Consider the following 14,272-nt stretch of genomic DNA (forward strand, 5'->3'; position numbering starts at 1 on the left):
GTTAAAATTGAAAAAAATAGTTGTAAAACAAACGTGTGTTCTCTATAATCACTTTGAGTCAATATTCGTTATTGGAAGGTGATATCATTTGGTTTCTTCAACTCAAATAATGAACGTAGTTGAAATTGTTGCAAGAAAACTAACTCAAGCAGGCGTACGTTTTGTATTTGCTGGTTCAGTTAGTTCTTTCATTCAGGGATGTGAAATTAGCCCAGGTGATATCGACATTCTTGTTCCTGAATCAGATGACGTCCATAAAATTGTATTTATTTTCGGTAACTTTATTAATGAAAGAGTGTTCTTAAATGAGAAGGAGACTCCAATTGAAGATTGGTTCTCAACAGTGTCCTCTCCAATCAAGTCGTTTACTGATTTTGCTGATAACCATTGGACATTCGCTCGTATAATGATCCATAAAATGAAGCTAGAAATAGCGAACATTGAACCAATGATACAAAACGATTACATACAAGGTTCAGGCTTTTGGGAAAATGGTCCACACGTATGGGAGCATGTTATTTTTCTTCCTTATAAGGATTTATTACTACCTGTTATTCCTTTAGAGATTCAACTCGAAACCAACATGAATCGAAACTTAGAGGGGAGAATTAAAGAAATCAATAGGGTTTTTCAAAATACCGGCTATAATGAAGAGTTAATTAACTATGCTTTGAATGAAGAAAATAGAATGAAATTACAGCGGTTCCAGAAGGGAGACTAAATGATTTTTGATTCAGCTAACAGACATTTTTGTAGTGTTCTGTGATTTATAAATCGAATTCAACTAACTGGAAAACGTTAGTTGAGAACAAAAGGGAGCAAATTGTCAGTTGGAAATTGCCCCCTTTTTGCTAACCAGAAGGTTAGTTAAATAATGATGTAGAAGTTTAATGTAGTACGTAGTACGTTATTTTTTGAAACTTATATTATTTACAATTAGTACAATGGAAAATAAGATCAATAAGATAAACCCAGCTAACGATACTATATCAGTAATACGTACAATTAACTCTCCAAAAATATTTCCTCCATAACCACCCGGAAACATTCCAAGTTGAGCGTAGTCGAAAATAGGAGTACTTAGTAATGCAAGTATTGCGCTTCCCACAATGCAATAAATTAACTTAATATTTTTATCCATTAAAAGCATCGACTCCTTAGATTCTAATCCATACAAAATAATATTTTATCATATTTTACAAATTTTAATTAATTTTATTAGGTGATTTGAATTTTTAAGTTATTCAACTAACGATAAAACGATAACTTAATAAGAACAAGTAAACAGCCGTTTAAACATCCGGCTGCTTTTCTTTTGAGCTGACGGGTAGTACAGTTGAATGATAATAAGAAAGTTATCTATAAAGTAGACAATTTTGGACGAAAGAAAGGAGTTATAATCAGCCAATGAGAATGGATATGAAATTTAGAGTTTGATTCATTGACTTTCAGGGAAATTCCTATCTTTCCTACTACAGCAGTATCTAAATTGGTAGGTAAAGGTACGATGAGTAAAAAGAAATAGCCAAAGCATCTAATTAATAAAGGCATACTTTTTAGATGTGCTTTTTTTGGTCCTCCACCGCCCTCTGAGTTTTTAGTTTCATTTTTATTTTTTTCGCTGTCACTTTTCTCCCTCCTCAAAAATAAACATATACTTCAACTTATTTTGTCTTATTTATTAATCAATAAAACCAATATTTACATAACTTTTATAGTTTAGAGGCGTTTATTAATTATACTACTGATCAAAGCCTAAAAAAGCAGTACTATCATCTTCACTAGTAGGGTTATTGTTAGTCGGATTATCAACAAGTGCAGGTGCAGAATCGAATATTATACCAAAATATGATGTTAAACCTTTTGCTGTTGATCATCAGGATGACGAACTCATTTTTGCATAGAGAGTAACTACAACAGGATATATCTACACTCCTCTACGAGTAAGGATATTGGAACATCAAAGGGAAATATAACGACACTCAACAGGTATATAGATTAAACAGATAATGCTGCAAGTGTAAATTTTGATTGGTAAGGAGGATTTGTATGAAAAAAAAGAATTTATTTATTTTTAGTTTAAGTGTTGTTAGTGCTTTAACTTTAGGTGCCATTTATTCTTCAGCATTAGATCCTTTTACAAATTCAATACGAATAGTAGAGTCTCAACTTGAGTCAAATAAGCAACTACAAGATAAAGTATTAGTTGAGATTGGAGATATCAAGGTGACTAATATAGAGTTAGAAAATTTAAAAGCTAACAAATTAGTTGAAGAAAATCCTGTAATAGATGAATCTACACTACTTAAAGAAATTGTAGTTGATAAGTTATTCTTAGAATTAGCTGATGATGAAGGAGTTACTGCAACACATGAGGAAGGAAAAAAAGAAGCAGAAAAAATGCGTGCTCTGTTGGCAACACAAAGTAAAGAAGTGCAGGATACTCAGAAAAATTTCATAGAATTAAGAGATCTAACAGAAGAAGAGTATTGGACTGTATATGCTCCTTCAGAATACCAAGAACAACTAACATTACAGAACCTTGGTCAGTTGTTAATCAAACAAGGGAAAATCGGTGTTGATAAAGATAGTAATACTAATTTAGGACAAGATTTAATTAAATTTAAGGAACAGCTCCTTACAGAGGCATTATCTAAGGGTGATGTGAAAATTGTAGATGATAGTATCAACTTATAATGTTGAAGAACAAGCACATATATACAACAGAAGTCGCATATTCTGCGGCTTTTTTATTTATTAGAAGGTAAATGGAATCAACCTGAAGACCATTCAACTAACGTGGAAAACATTAGTTGAATAACACAAGTAGCAGCCGATCAATGCAATCGACTGCTTTCTCGTTAAGTTAACGTGCAGGATAGTTGAAGAAGAACTCAGTACAATATTTGTCTGATTTACAGAAGTATCAACAAGAAAAACTATGCATTTGTTTAAAAATATTAGTGGGTATCATTCCAGATAAGGGCTATATTGGAGCAACGCCTTTTAAAATATTGGATTTCGAAGTGAAATTTTAGAACAAGTTGATTTTCCAAGAGAAAATCAACTTGTTCTTTTCTTTAAGGGGGTATTCGCATTTATTGACTCCCAATCTCTAGGATTCATGTCATCTGGGACCACACCGTTGATAATATCAAGGTAGTGATTCGCTTTCTCTTCCATATATTTAGCTCTTCGTTTAGCTTCCTCCAACTGAGCTAGAGCAATGGCTTTTTGTTTGATAATGATTTCATAGCGCTCTTGCATGGTAGAATGGCCTTCCAAACACAGATCCACATAGGATTTAATGTCTTCCACTGACATACCGCATTGTTTTAAATGTTTTACGCCAATTAGCCAGTTGATGGATTCTTCATCGAAAATTCGATTATTGTTTTTGTCACGCTGGACACTTGGAACTAATCCCTTATCCGTATAGTAGCGAACGGTATGTTCTGTCAATTCCAGTAGCTTTGACACTTCCTTCACTGTATAGATTTTAACCACTCCTCAAATTTTTTTGATTTACATACCTCAAAACTCTTGCCTTCGGGTTACACGAAGGTGGTAGGCTAAACATAGTACAAGTTGCTGAAATTGTAAACCTCATTAATTGATGGGGTAATAAGAAAATAGGCAGCTTTGATTAAATAAAAAGGTAGGAGGAACATTTATGAAGAAAGTAATTTTGAACAATGGCGTAGAGATGCCAATTCTAGGATTTGGTGTTTATCAAATTGAAGACCCAGATCAATGTGAACAGGCTGTTTACGATGCTCTTGTGGCAGGTTATCGATTAATTGATACAGCAGCAGCTTATATGAATGAAGAAGCAGTAGGCAGAGCAATCAAGCGGAGTGGTGTTCCAAGAGAAGAAATATTTATTACAACAAAACTTTGGATTCAAGATTCAGGTTATGAGAGTGCCAAGAAAGCATTTGCAAAATCTTTGGAACGGTTACAGGTAGATTATTTAGATCTGTATTTAATCCATCAGCCTTTTGGTGATGTATATGGTTCTTGGCGTGCGATGGAGGAATTGTATCGCGAAGGAAAGATAAGAGCTATCGGAGTAAGTAACTTCCATATGGATCGTCTAGTAGACTTGATGAATCATAATGAAGTAGCTCCAGCAGTAAACCAAATCGAAACACATCCTTTCTGCCAGCAAATCGAAAGTGCTAACTTCATGAAAGAGAATAATGTCCAAATCGAGTCTTGGGGACCTTTTGCTGAAGGGAAAAATAACATATTCCAGAACGAAACCTTGGTAGCGATAGCTGAGAAATATAATAAATCCGTTGCTCAAGTAATTTTACGTTGGTTAACACAAAGGGGAGTCGTGGCGATTCCTAAATCTGTTCATAAAGAAAGAATCATCGAAAATTTTAATATCTTTGACTTCAAAATAAATCAAGAGGATATGGACAAGATTACTGAGTTAGATACAAAAAACAGTGTGTTCTTTTCACATACAGATCCCGAATTTGTAAAATGGCTCGGTAATGTTAAATTTAATATTTAATATTTTTCTTTTTTAAAAAGCCGATTTCCTAACTGGAATTCGGCTTTTTAAAAATTTTGACACTAGGAAATGAAAACTCTATAAAAATATTGTTTAACCTTAATATTCTTACGAATTATGCTAAGGTCCTTGCCTTGAAGTTAACTTCAAGGTTTATGATTTAACTTAAGTTGAGATTTAAGGAGGCATTACAGTATGACAGAAAAAGTAACTGCAGGTCGCGATCAGTTAGGTGATTTTGCACCAAAATTTGCTGAGATTAACGATGATGTATTATTCGGACAAGTCTGGAGTCGCGAGGATGAATTGGTACCACGTGACCGTAGTTTAATTACGATTACATCTTTAATTTCAATGGGCGCATTTGAACAACTTCCTTTCCACATGATAACAGCGAAAAATAATGGTCTAACGAAGGAAGAAGTTTCAGAAGTGATTACACAGCTTGCGTTTTATGTAGGATGGCCAAAAGCTTGGAGCGCATTTGCTGTAGCAAAAGAAGTCTATGGAGGGTAAAAATACAATGACAAAATTTGAAGAAGTAAAAGATGGCGTGATTTTCCCTGTTGGTGGACCGAATCCATTTGGACAGTATTTCATAGGACAAAGCTACTTGAATCCATTAGTAGTTGAACAAGATATCAATGTCGGTGTTGGGAACGTCACATTCGAACCTCGTACTCGTAATAACTGGCATATTCACCACAGTGGATATCAAATTTTACTGGCAACTGGTGGCGAAGGTTGGTATCAGGAAGAAGGAAAACCCGCTCAAACACTGAAGGCTGGGGATGTAATCTTGACGCGTGACGGAGTGAAGCACTGGCATGGGGCAAAGAAGGACAGCTGGTTTGAACATATTGCGATTACAGCTGGTCAGGCTGAATGGCTTGAACCAGTAACTGACGAATGGTATGACGCATTATAGAGAATAGGTGAGAGTCGAAGATGAATATTAAAGAAGTTGCAGAAAAATTCAATATAACCTCGGATACTCTTCGCTACTATGAACGAATTGGGTTGATCCCTCCTGTACCTAGAAATGATAGTGGTTATCGAGATTATACGGAAATTGATTTAAACTGGGTTTACTTTATCAAATGTATGCGTGATTCAGGTGTCTCAGTTGAAGCGCTTATCGAATATGTAGCCCTGTTTCAACAGGGAGCGAAAACGATTTTATCTAGAAAAGAACTTCTTATTGAGCAGCGAAACGAGTTGGCAAAAAAAATCGGAGTTATGCAGAACACACTAGAGAAACTCGATGATAAAATCGATGGTTATGAAGAGAAGATGTTGAAATATCAGGACGAAAAACTCAAATAACAAAAAAAGTTGTATTCGGAACTATAGACTCCAATCTTACGAAAGAGGGAACCAGATATGATAATTAACGAATCTTTTATACTTTCAAACGGAGTGGAAATTCCAAAATTAGGACTCGGTACATGGATGATTGACGATGAAAATGTAGTGCAAGTTGTTCGTGATGCGATTAATGTGGGTTATCGCCATATTGATACTGCTCAAGCTTACCATAACGAAAATGGTGTAGGGGAAGGTATTCGAACTTCTGGTGTTGACCGGAAAGAGATTTTTGTAACTACCAAACTTGCTGCTGAGATAAAATCTTATGACGAAGCAGTTGCCGCAATTGATGGTTCATTAAAAACAATGGGGTTAGACTATATTGATATGATGATTATTCATAGCCCACAACCTTGGATTGAATTCCGCGAGCAGGACCGTTACTTCGAAGGCAATCAGGAAGCATGGCGCGCCCTTGAAGATGCTTATAAGAAAGGAAAACTTCGTGCTATTGGTGTTTCCAACTTTGAACAACCTGATATCGAAAATATTCTCTCATCTTGTTCCATTACTCCAATGGTGAATCAAGTTCTTGCTCATGTGAGCAATACACCATTCGAGCTTATCGAATATACACAAAGCAAGGGGATACTAGTGGAAGCATACTCTCCTATTGCTCATGGAGAAATACTAAAAAATCAGGAAGTCACAACAATGGCAGAAAAATATGGTGTCTCTGTTCCTCAATTATGTATCCGTTATGACTTGCAACTAGGACTATTACCTTTACCAAAAACAACGAATCTTGATCATATGAAAACGAATGCCGACGTTGATTTTACAATCTCCAATGAGGATATGGAAATTCTGAAAAAAGTGGAACGTATCAAGAATTACGGTGATGCCAGTTTCATGCCTGTTTTTTGGGGGAAACTATAATAAATTAAAAAAATCGAGTTGGGGTCCTTCCTTTGATAGGATTCTAAATAAGAGGCTTTATCCGAAGTTTTTTCGGTATTTCTCCGGCAGATTTCCTTCGGAAGAAGAGATTTGCTACATAAAAAGAACAGAAGATATTCGACAATGGGACCAAGGAATGTTCGGTCATGAGAAAGCATCGACCACTCAAGAAACTCCGCGGCGAACGTAGGAGAGAACTTATAGACGATACTTTTAGTTTGTAATGGCGACGGATCAGCCTTTTGAATCCGTTGCTTTTTAACTAAAGAACAGGATTAACTGTTGTATCTATCAGGTTGTCATATAATTGAATGTAATAATTGTCATAATTGGATTTTATGAGATTATCTTTATTCAATACACGGGCTAAGGATTGTTGAAGAATAGCAAGTGGAAATACCAACTTTTTCAGATGTGAGAATTTTGTTTTTGATCCAGAAGTAACTGGGGAATATGGATATTTATTTCTACTTTGATAGCTATATATTCTTACACGCCTAAATTAGCCGCAACACGTGTTTTTATATTCCTTATTTCAACGCTACTTTCATACTACACATATACAATGTTGTTTCTTGATCTTTTTCCATTAAAATATATGTTTTTTTGGTGTATCCTTGCATTACTATCAATGATTCCAGCCTATATCATATGGTTTTCACATGCTGATCATTTAATTTCTAATATTATTATAGCTTTACCGATTTCAGTTATTGCATTTGAAGGATATAAAATCTATCTTTCTAAGGTAGACTATTATGAAAAATTCAAGCAATACGAAAATTCTTATAAGTAAGGGAGACTATTTTTATATGCTTGGTACGGAAATATCACAAGTATGCAGCCGATCAATGTTATCGGCTGCTTTTTCATTAAGTGCGTGCCCAGCTAAGCACGCATCTTCTAGCCGGTGAAAGTCCGGTCACGGGAGGGGCCAAGCCCCTGTGTAGCTAGGATACCTACGTACGGTGAAAACTGTGCGTAGAAGCGTATCGACAAAAGTATCTGTTGGAGACAGAGCGAGCAACATACCAGGCCGTAACATCAAGTGAATCCTGCCGCGTCGTCAAAAAGGCCTCGCAAGAGGGACGAGGGGAAGCCGAACCCCGGCTTAATGGGTGAAGGCCACGGAAACTGCTAAGAACTTGGAGCGGCAGTGAAGAATCCTCCGGCGTAAGGGGATCGGCATGGTATGAAAGAAGATGCAGTGAACTGGGGAGACCCTCCCCTGCACGGATTTTTTTTTTTTAACCCGTAACAAAGTGGTCTATAAGTCCAAAAGACGAAATGATCTACTTGCAGGAAGGGAGTCCGAGGGGCTCATAGTACTGAGGAACTGTAGGACAACACAACCTGCAGGAGGGAAGGAGCCCTGCTTTGTTCATGTTTTTTTTTTTTAGGAGGTACGAATTAGTGAATGCCAAACGGCTAACGACACCAAAAGAAAACGTTCAACAACTCCAAAAGAAACTAGGTCATGCGGCCAAGGAAAACAAGAAGCGCAGATTCCACGCATTGTACGACAAGGTCTACCGAATGGATGTATTAGAGGAAGCCTGGCGAAGAGTACGAGCTAACAAAGGATCGGCTGGCGTCGATGGAGAAACTCTTTCGGATATTGAGGAAAAGGGAGAAGCATTTTTCCTGTACGAATGCCAACGATGCTTGAAGGAAAACAAATACCATCCACAGCCCGTACGACGGCATTATATTCCGAAGAAAGACGGGAAGCAAAGACCGCTGGGTATCCCAACCGTCCGAGACCGCGTCATTCAGATGGCAGCGAAACTGGTCATGGAACCGATCTTTGAAGCGGACTTTCAGGAATCTTCATTTGGATTCCGTCCAAAACGAAGTGCGAAAGGGGCACTGGACCGTATCCGAAAAGCCTGCAACCGGAAAGGGAATTGGGTGGTCGACGTCGACATCCAAGGCTACTTCGACAACATCAACCAAGAGAAACTAATGAAACTGGTGGAGATGCGAATCAGCGACAGGCGCGTCCTGAAGCTGGTACGGAAGTGGCTGAACACGGGAGTGATGGAAGAAGGCAAGGTCAGACGATCCGATCTGGGTACACCACAAGGCGGCGTGATATCCCCTCTTCTCGCGAATATCTATTTGAATTATTTTGATATTCTGTGGGAACGACATGGCAGTGGAATCGGGGAACTTACGCGATACGCAGATGACCTTGTTGTTGTATGCAAAACGAAGAAAGATGCAGAACGGGCGTATGCACTCATACGTGCGATTATGGATCGTCTGGAACTGACCTTGCATCCGACGAAAACGCGGATTGTAGGATTATGGACGGGAGAAGAAGGGTTTGATTTTCTAGGCATGCATCATCGCAAGACAAAAGCTGAAACATCCTACGGAAAAGTGTACTATACCACGCAGCAGTGGCTGTGCCGGAAAGCGGAGGAACGCATCCGGGAAGTGGTAAAAGAGCGCTTAGCTCCGTCCAGCCAGAGACATAAGTCACTCGCGGAGCACGTAGGTTGGCTGAACCCGAAGATTCAGGGGTGGCGCAATTACTACCACACGTCTTACAGCCAACGAAAAATGGCGAAGTTAGATTGGTACATTGTGTTGCGTTTGGCAAAATGGTATGCAAAGAAAAGGCAACGTTCTCGGTGGCAAAGTGCGGTCCAAGAAGTGCGGTACATGGCGAGACAATGTGGACTCAAAACGCTCTTGTAATCTGTATGCACATGAATGACGAACATCGGAAAGCCGTATGAGGGAAAACCTCACGTACGGTTTGATGAGGAGGGGCTGGTTTACCCAGCCCTTTACTCTAGTAACGAGCGGGACAACGCAACCATTCTTTCATTAAAAACGTCTAAAAGCTAATCAGGAATTTGCCGCTTTTTTCAGTGAGGTGATAAAAATGTGGAAAAGAGTAGCTATGAACTCACTCATTTTTTTGTTCGTGTTCAGTACGTGGTTTGTGGTCGCACCTGTAAATGTCCATGCATGCTCTTGTGCTGAACCCCCAAGCATAGAAGATCAGATGAATCGAAAAACTGCAATTTTTACGGGCAAATTATTAAGTTTGACAAAACCTGATAAGATGTGGTCTTCGGCAGATCCTGTAAAAGCTCAGTTCGAAGTTAAGCAGGTTTGGAAAGGAGAATTGGATTCTCAAACGACTGTTTACACAGCTTTGAGTTCGGAAAGTTGTGGATATGAGGGATTTGAAGTGAATGAAGAATTTATCGTTTTTGCCTATGGTAAACCAGATCGACTTGTAACAGGTCTTTGTGAGGGAACTAAGAATGTTAAATCCGCCCAAGAAGAACTTAAAATATTGGGAGCAGGATATGAACCATCTAAGATAACAAGCCATCAAGAAAATCCATTAGACTTATCTTCTTTCAATAAGGAAACCAATAACCGATTCTTAATCATTTTAGTTTTTTTAATTTCTTTAACATTGTCTATCTTACTTGTCATATTCTTAAGAAGACGACGCCGGTGAAGCAACTGTTCTGTTTCATCTTTTGCTTACTACAATTCATTTTTTAGGTTTGGTTGAACTAAAGTAGAAATATTAGTTGAATAACACAAAAAGCAGCCAATCAATACGACGGCTGCTTTTTCTTTGAACTAACCCGCAGGATAGTTCAATCATGTGAAGGAAATATGATAATATAAATTAGAGTCATTCAGTTATGTTTCTAGTAAGGAATATAAGCAAATAATGTATCATATTTACATCAAAGTAGGAGAAAGTATTGGCGAACTAGAGCTTAGAATGACTATAGATGAAGTGGAAATTATAACTCAAGAGCTGCCATCATTTATTGTGGGCTACATTCTTTGTGTCTATTGTAACGTTATACTCGCTTTATCAATCATTATCCGTTTATGTATAAGTAATAGATAATGATAAATTATACAATCTAATATTTTAATGATGTTGTTATAATTCTAATATCTTTTATGGAAAATCTTTATGCTTAATATCTGTTCCAGTAATTCCAAGTTGTTCAATTTTATTTTCATCTTCATCAACTATTTCATAATAATAAGTAGTATCGGGTTCATCTGTGAATACAACTAAAACTTGATATCCAGTTGCTGTTTTATCTTTATTCTTTGGTTTTCTTTTTGAATTAGCACTTAAAATATCACTCTCCGAATACCCTTTCTCCTCAATTAAGTAATCTTTAACCTTTTCCTCAGTATAAGCAACAATTTCTGGATCATTCTTCGGTGGAGTTTGAAGAAGGTAAAAAACATAGAACACAAAACCAATTACAAGAATTAAAATCCCTAGAACAACTCCGCCACCAATCATCATTATTTTCTTCAAAAAAATCTTCCTTTATCTAAAATCAATTAATATATATTAACAAATCGTTTCTAATAAAAGCATAATAAAACTAGCAATAAATAGAATATTTTTACATAAAAAAGATAGAAAGTTATTTATATTAGAAGGATTTCCTGTTAACTGTGTTTTTTGTGAATTATTGCAATATAATATTACGCTAGTGAAGGTCAAGTAGAAAATATGAATTCATAGAAACTGACTATAATGGACTAAACAATAATCTTATCTTCGGTCAACTAACGTAGAAACGATAGTTCAATAAGAAAAAGTAATCAACCGATCAATAGACCGGTTGATTTTTCTTTAAGCTATTCGGTAGTTTAGTTGAAGAAAAAATGTAGAAACACTTGAATAAATAAAGCTTTTCTTAGTATATAAGATTCAGGAGGATTCTTTATCAGGTTGATGATGATAAAATGTTTTTTTGAAATATTGTAATTTATGTATCCAACACTTTGAATCAATGTGTCAGGAAAGGAAGTTGTTATATTATCAATGATTGATACAAAAAAGTTCAAGCAATTGTTAAAAGAAACTTTCTCACGAGAACTAAGAAAACATGGGTTCCAAGGTACAGCAGGTAGGTATAGAACCAAACCTAATAATCATTTAATCTATACTGTTAATATTCAGGGTGATCAATATGGTGGGTGTTGTTGTGTTGAACTTGGAGTATACATTGACTTTATCCCAAACACTTTGGGTGTTCATGTCCCTCTCAATAAAGTTTCTCCTTATGATTGTGAATTTCGGTGGAGACTATCAAACCTTATAAATGAAGATTTATGGTGGAGTTATGGCGAGACGGAAAGCGAAGCTCTAGAGAACATCGGGCATATGACAGAAATCTTTTTAGAATATGGTTTGCAATACTTTGAGGAATTCAGTAATTTCCCTGAATGTCTCACCAATATTAGTATAAAGGATATAGAACATTGGAATAAAAATGTAAAGCGATTGGGTAATAAGTATACAAGAGAGAGACTAGCATTAGTGCTTTCTAAAATACATTTGCATATGAACAATAATGAGCAGGCTATTTCTTTTGCAACATGGGCAATTAATCGAATTGGAAAAAAACATGTTGGAAGCGGATTGATTTCTGAGTTTAATGATATCATTAACAAAGCAACTGCCCAAAGAGGTTACCATGGTGAGATTATAGATAATTGAACTAACGAAAAAACGTTAGTTGAACACAGCAGGGAGCAGCTTGCCAGTTGGCAGCTGCTCCCTTTTAGTTATGCAAACGGGCAGATTAGCAGAACATTCTTTTGATTTTAGCGTTCAATATATAGTGTTAATAACGTCGTTTCAATGAAAGGTGGATACTTATGAAAAAAGTGATTTTTTTGTTGGGTTTGAGTTTATTACTCTTATTATCTGGTTGTACAGATAACGGATACAAATCAATTGAGGCAACTATACGAAGTGAAGGAATTCAAAATGAACAGATTTTTTATAAGGAAGAACTGAATAATAGCATTATTTTAATTTATGAAAATCCTAATGGAGGGGTAGATGCTGGAATTGTTTATAAAGTCGGGAATAAATATAAATGGAGCTATGGAGGAGGAGTGTCGTTCCTTTCTAACGGAACAGATGTTACTTGGAGTTGGGTTAACATGAATGCAAAGGAAGAGGAAAAGCAGCATCAGTTTTACATTGGCATAGTAAAAGAACAGTCGATTTCCAGACTTCATATCAAAAATTTAGGAATGAGTAAAAATATTGATAAATATGCTGAAATAGTCAAACTAAGTGATGGAACTAAACTATGGGTTGCATTACAAGATAAATACAGTAACGCTCAACCTGGATTTATCTTGAATGGTTTTGATAAAGACGGTAAAAGTATATTTCATTATGAAGCTGAGCAATCCATTAATTAAGCAATCGAAGAAGATAGCTCAATTAACCGCCCCCTTTTAGTTATGCAAATCGGCAGTTTCAGGGGATTTCTGGCAGGAAGCGATATTTCTTTTCACAGCATCATCAAAGTGAAAAACCGATAAAAGATGTAAGAGAAAACGAATGTCAAAACAAACGATACAAGAGATAATTTTCGATCAATATTCCATGCTCGAAATCCGTTAGCCACATATAAAACAATCAGAGAAAAGAGAATTATTAAGATATTTCTCCAAAACATCAAATTTAAGAGTACAGTTAAGGCAGCCAAACACCATATAACTGTAAACCACAGTGGATACTTCAATAAATATTTTCTAAGCATGTGCTCCTCCTGAAAGTCCCGAATGTAATTATTGACCTATATTATTCGTCACTGCTTGATAAATACCTTTATAATAGTACTAACGTTAGTTCAAGAAGGAAAAGTAAGCAACCGATCAATAGACCGGTTGCTTTTTCTTTAAGCTACTGGTCAGGATTGCTTAGGTTTAGCAATGTTATAATAGTTGTGAAGTGTGGGAAAGTTGGTGTTTTAATGAGTGAAACAAGAGAGTTACCTGAATTCTCATAAATATGCTGTTTGTGCACCCGAAGATGCTCCTATAAAGGATTTTTACAAGGGAATATATGATGAAGTATTCGTTTTTTTTCATCCATTCATAAAACCAATATCAATTAGCTACGATTTATTTGAGCCTGGGACGTATCCAGGTAAAAATGACATTATAGAAAAGTGCGAGATGATTACTTGGAAACAGTTTTTATCAATATCAGAAACCAAAAGTTACAACCAGTTAGACATTGGATTAAGAACCCGAATCATGGGATTGAAAAAACAATTTGCAAACGAAGAGACCTCCAAAAGAATACAAGACACTTGTGGGAAGCTACAGTTAATCGAACCAATGGAAGGTTTATTTCCAGAGTTTCTAATGAATAAGGTGCTTTTGTCAATAAAACAAGAAGGACATGACTGCCACTTTTCAATACTTTGTTCAGAAAAAAATACAATCAATAAAATTGTTGAGTTTGCTGATTTGGAAGGTTTTTTCTGCAACGATAAAACTGAAATTTATTGGAGTTTACAAAACACATCATTAAGCTCCCTCAAAATGATTTAAATACCTCACTCAGGCTCATGAATTCGCAGGATTTCTCCTTAGTCAAAGTGAGAAAAATGAAAGATTAGGAGAAGCAGGTGGCCGAGGCGACGTAAAAAG

Annotated in this window: 15 protein-coding genes; 12 read left to right on the forward strand and 3 right to left on the reverse strand. The window is 36.3% G+C overall.

Annotated elements, in window-relative coordinates:
- Nucleotides 1-88: 88 nt before the first annotated feature.
- On the forward strand, nt 89-721 hold the full coding sequence (locus tag PV403_RS20455; RefSeq protein ID WP_332085840.1) for a hypothetical protein: 633 nt from the start codon (nt 89-91) through the stop codon (nt 719-721).
- Nucleotides 722-907: 186 nt separating this feature from the next.
- Here the strand turns inward: PV403_RS20455 and PV403_RS20460 are convergent, their stop codons facing one another.
- Complete coding sequence (locus PV403_RS20460; RefSeq protein WP_332085842.1) at nt 908-1,141, reverse strand: hypothetical protein; 234 nt, start codon at nt 1,139-1,141, stop codon at nt 908-910.
- 908 nt (nt 1,142-2,049) lie between these two features.
- On the opposite strand from PV403_RS20460, the gene PV403_RS20465 reads away from it, so the two are divergent.
- Nucleotides 2,050-2,697 (forward strand): hypothetical protein, encoded by a 648-nt coding sequence (locus tag PV403_RS20465; RefSeq protein ID WP_332085843.1) that lies wholly within the window; start codon nt 2,050-2,052, stop codon nt 2,695-2,697.
- A 366-nt stretch (nt 2,698-3,063) separates the two neighbouring features.
- Here PV403_RS20465 and PV403_RS20470 read toward each other — a convergent pair whose 3' ends face one another.
- Nucleotides 3,064-3,498, reverse strand: a complete 435-nt coding sequence (locus PV403_RS20470; RefSeq protein WP_332085857.1) for a MerR family transcriptional regulator — start codon at nt 3,496-3,498, stop codon at nt 3,064-3,066.
- Nucleotides 3,499-3,673: 175 nt separating this feature from the next.
- Between PV403_RS20470 and PV403_RS20475 the strand changes: the two genes are divergently transcribed.
- The 7 genes from PV403_RS20475 (at nt 3,674) to PV403_RS20505 (ending at nt 10,280) form a co-directional block, all read left to right on the forward strand.
- Entirely contained in the window at nt 3,674-4,525 is an 852-nt protein-coding gene (locus PV403_RS20475; RefSeq protein ID WP_332085845.1) for an aldo/keto reductase, read from the forward strand.
- Between the two features lie 195 nt (nt 4,526-4,720).
- Entirely contained in the window at nt 4,721-5,041 is a 321-nt protein-coding gene (locus tag PV403_RS20480) for a carboxymuconolactone decarboxylase family protein (RefSeq protein WP_332085846.1), read from the forward strand.
- A 7-nt stretch (nt 5,042-5,048) separates the two neighbouring features.
- The gene (locus tag PV403_RS20485) at nt 5,049-5,453 is read left to right on the forward strand and encodes a cupin domain-containing protein (RefSeq protein ID WP_332085858.1); all 405 of its coding nucleotides are present in this window, start codon (nt 5,049-5,051) and stop codon (nt 5,451-5,453) included.
- Nucleotides 5,454-5,473: 20 nt separating this feature from the next.
- A complete protein-coding gene (locus PV403_RS20490) occupies nt 5,474-5,851 on the forward strand; it encodes a MerR family transcriptional regulator (protein ID WP_332085847.1) in 378 nt (125 codons plus the stop codon).
- Nucleotides 5,852-5,908: 57 nt separating this feature from the next.
- Nucleotides 5,909-6,772: an aldo/keto reductase gene (locus PV403_RS20495; protein ID WP_332085849.1), complete on the forward strand. Its 864-nt coding sequence runs from the start codon at nt 5,909-5,911 to the stop codon at nt 6,770-6,772.
- 1,557 nt (nt 6,773-8,329) lie between these two features.
- Entirely contained in the window at nt 8,330-9,499 is a 1,170-nt protein-coding gene (gene ltrA / locus PV403_RS20500; RefSeq protein ID WP_225229583.1) for a group II intron reverse transcriptase/maturase, read from the forward strand.
- 190 nt (nt 9,500-9,689) lie between these two features.
- The gene (locus PV403_RS20505) at nt 9,690-10,280 is read left to right on the forward strand and encodes a hypothetical protein (RefSeq protein ID WP_332085851.1); all 591 of its coding nucleotides are present in this window, start codon (nt 9,690-9,692) and stop codon (nt 10,278-10,280) included.
- Between the two features lie 462 nt (nt 10,281-10,742).
- On the opposite strand, the gene PV403_RS20510 is transcribed toward PV403_RS20505, so the two are convergent.
- Nucleotides 10,743-11,117 (reverse strand): DUF3139 domain-containing protein, encoded by a 375-nt coding sequence (locus PV403_RS20510; protein WP_332085852.1) that lies wholly within the window; start codon nt 11,115-11,117, stop codon nt 10,743-10,745.
- A 516-nt stretch (nt 11,118-11,633) separates the two neighbouring features.
- Between PV403_RS20510 and PV403_RS20515 the strand changes: the two genes are divergently transcribed.
- From PV403_RS20515 to PV403_RS20525, 3 genes are all read left to right on the forward strand, one after another.
- On the forward strand, nt 11,634-12,311 hold the full coding sequence (locus PV403_RS20515; protein WP_332085853.1) for a DUF4304 domain-containing protein: 678 nt from the start codon (nt 11,634-11,636) through the stop codon (nt 12,309-12,311).
- Between the two features lie 161 nt (nt 12,312-12,472).
- Entirely contained in the window at nt 12,473-13,030 is a 558-nt protein-coding gene (locus PV403_RS20520) for a hypothetical protein (protein ID WP_332085854.1), read from the forward strand.
- 561 nt (nt 13,031-13,591) lie between these two features.
- A complete protein-coding gene (locus PV403_RS20525) occupies nt 13,592-14,173 on the forward strand; it encodes a DUF2711 family protein (protein WP_332085855.1) in 582 nt (193 codons plus the stop codon).
- The last annotated feature ends 99 nt before the right edge of the window (nt 14,174-14,272 follow it).

It is taken from the genome of Paenibacillus sp. GYB006 (assembly GCF_036577645.1).
Classification (GTDB): domain Bacteria; phylum Bacillota; class Bacilli; order Paenibacillales; family Paenibacillaceae; genus Paenibacillus.

Coding starts and splice junctions, on each gene's coding strand:
- PV403_RS20475 (WP_332085845.1), top strand. CDS start 3,674: ATGAAGAAAGTAATTTTGAACAATGGCGTAGAGATGCCAATTCTAGGA.
- ltrA (WP_225229583.1), top strand. CDS start 8,330: ATGGATGTATTAGAGGAAGCCTGGCGAAGAGTACGAGCTAACAAAGGA.
- PV403_RS20465 (WP_332085843.1), top strand. CDS start 2,050: ATGAAAAAAAAGAATTTATTTATTTTTAGTTTAAGTGTTGTTAGTGCT.
- PV403_RS20495 (WP_332085849.1), top strand. CDS start 5,909: ATGATAATTAACGAATCTTTTATACTTTCAAACGGAGTGGAAATTCCA.
- PV403_RS20460 (WP_332085842.1), bottom strand. CDS start 1,141: ATGGATAAAAATATTAAGTTAATTTATTGCATTGTGGGAAGCGCAATA.
- PV403_RS20480 (WP_332085846.1), top strand. CDS start 4,721: ATGACAGAAAAAGTAACTGCAGGTCGCGATCAGTTAGGTGATTTTGCA.
- PV403_RS20505 (WP_332085851.1), top strand. CDS start 9,690: ATGTGGAAAAGAGTAGCTATGAACTCACTCATTTTTTTGTTCGTGTTC.
- PV403_RS20485 (WP_332085858.1), top strand. CDS start 5,049: ATGACAAAATTTGAAGAAGTAAAAGATGGCGTGATTTTCCCTGTTGGT.
- PV403_RS20515 (WP_332085853.1), top strand. CDS start 11,634: ATGATTGATACAAAAAAGTTCAAGCAATTGTTAAAAGAAACTTTCTCA.
- PV403_RS20490 (WP_332085847.1), top strand. CDS start 5,474: ATGAATATTAAAGAAGTTGCAGAAAAATTCAATATAACCTCGGATACT.
- PV403_RS20520 (WP_332085854.1), top strand. CDS start 12,473: ATGAAAAAAGTGATTTTTTTGTTGGGTTTGAGTTTATTACTCTTATTA.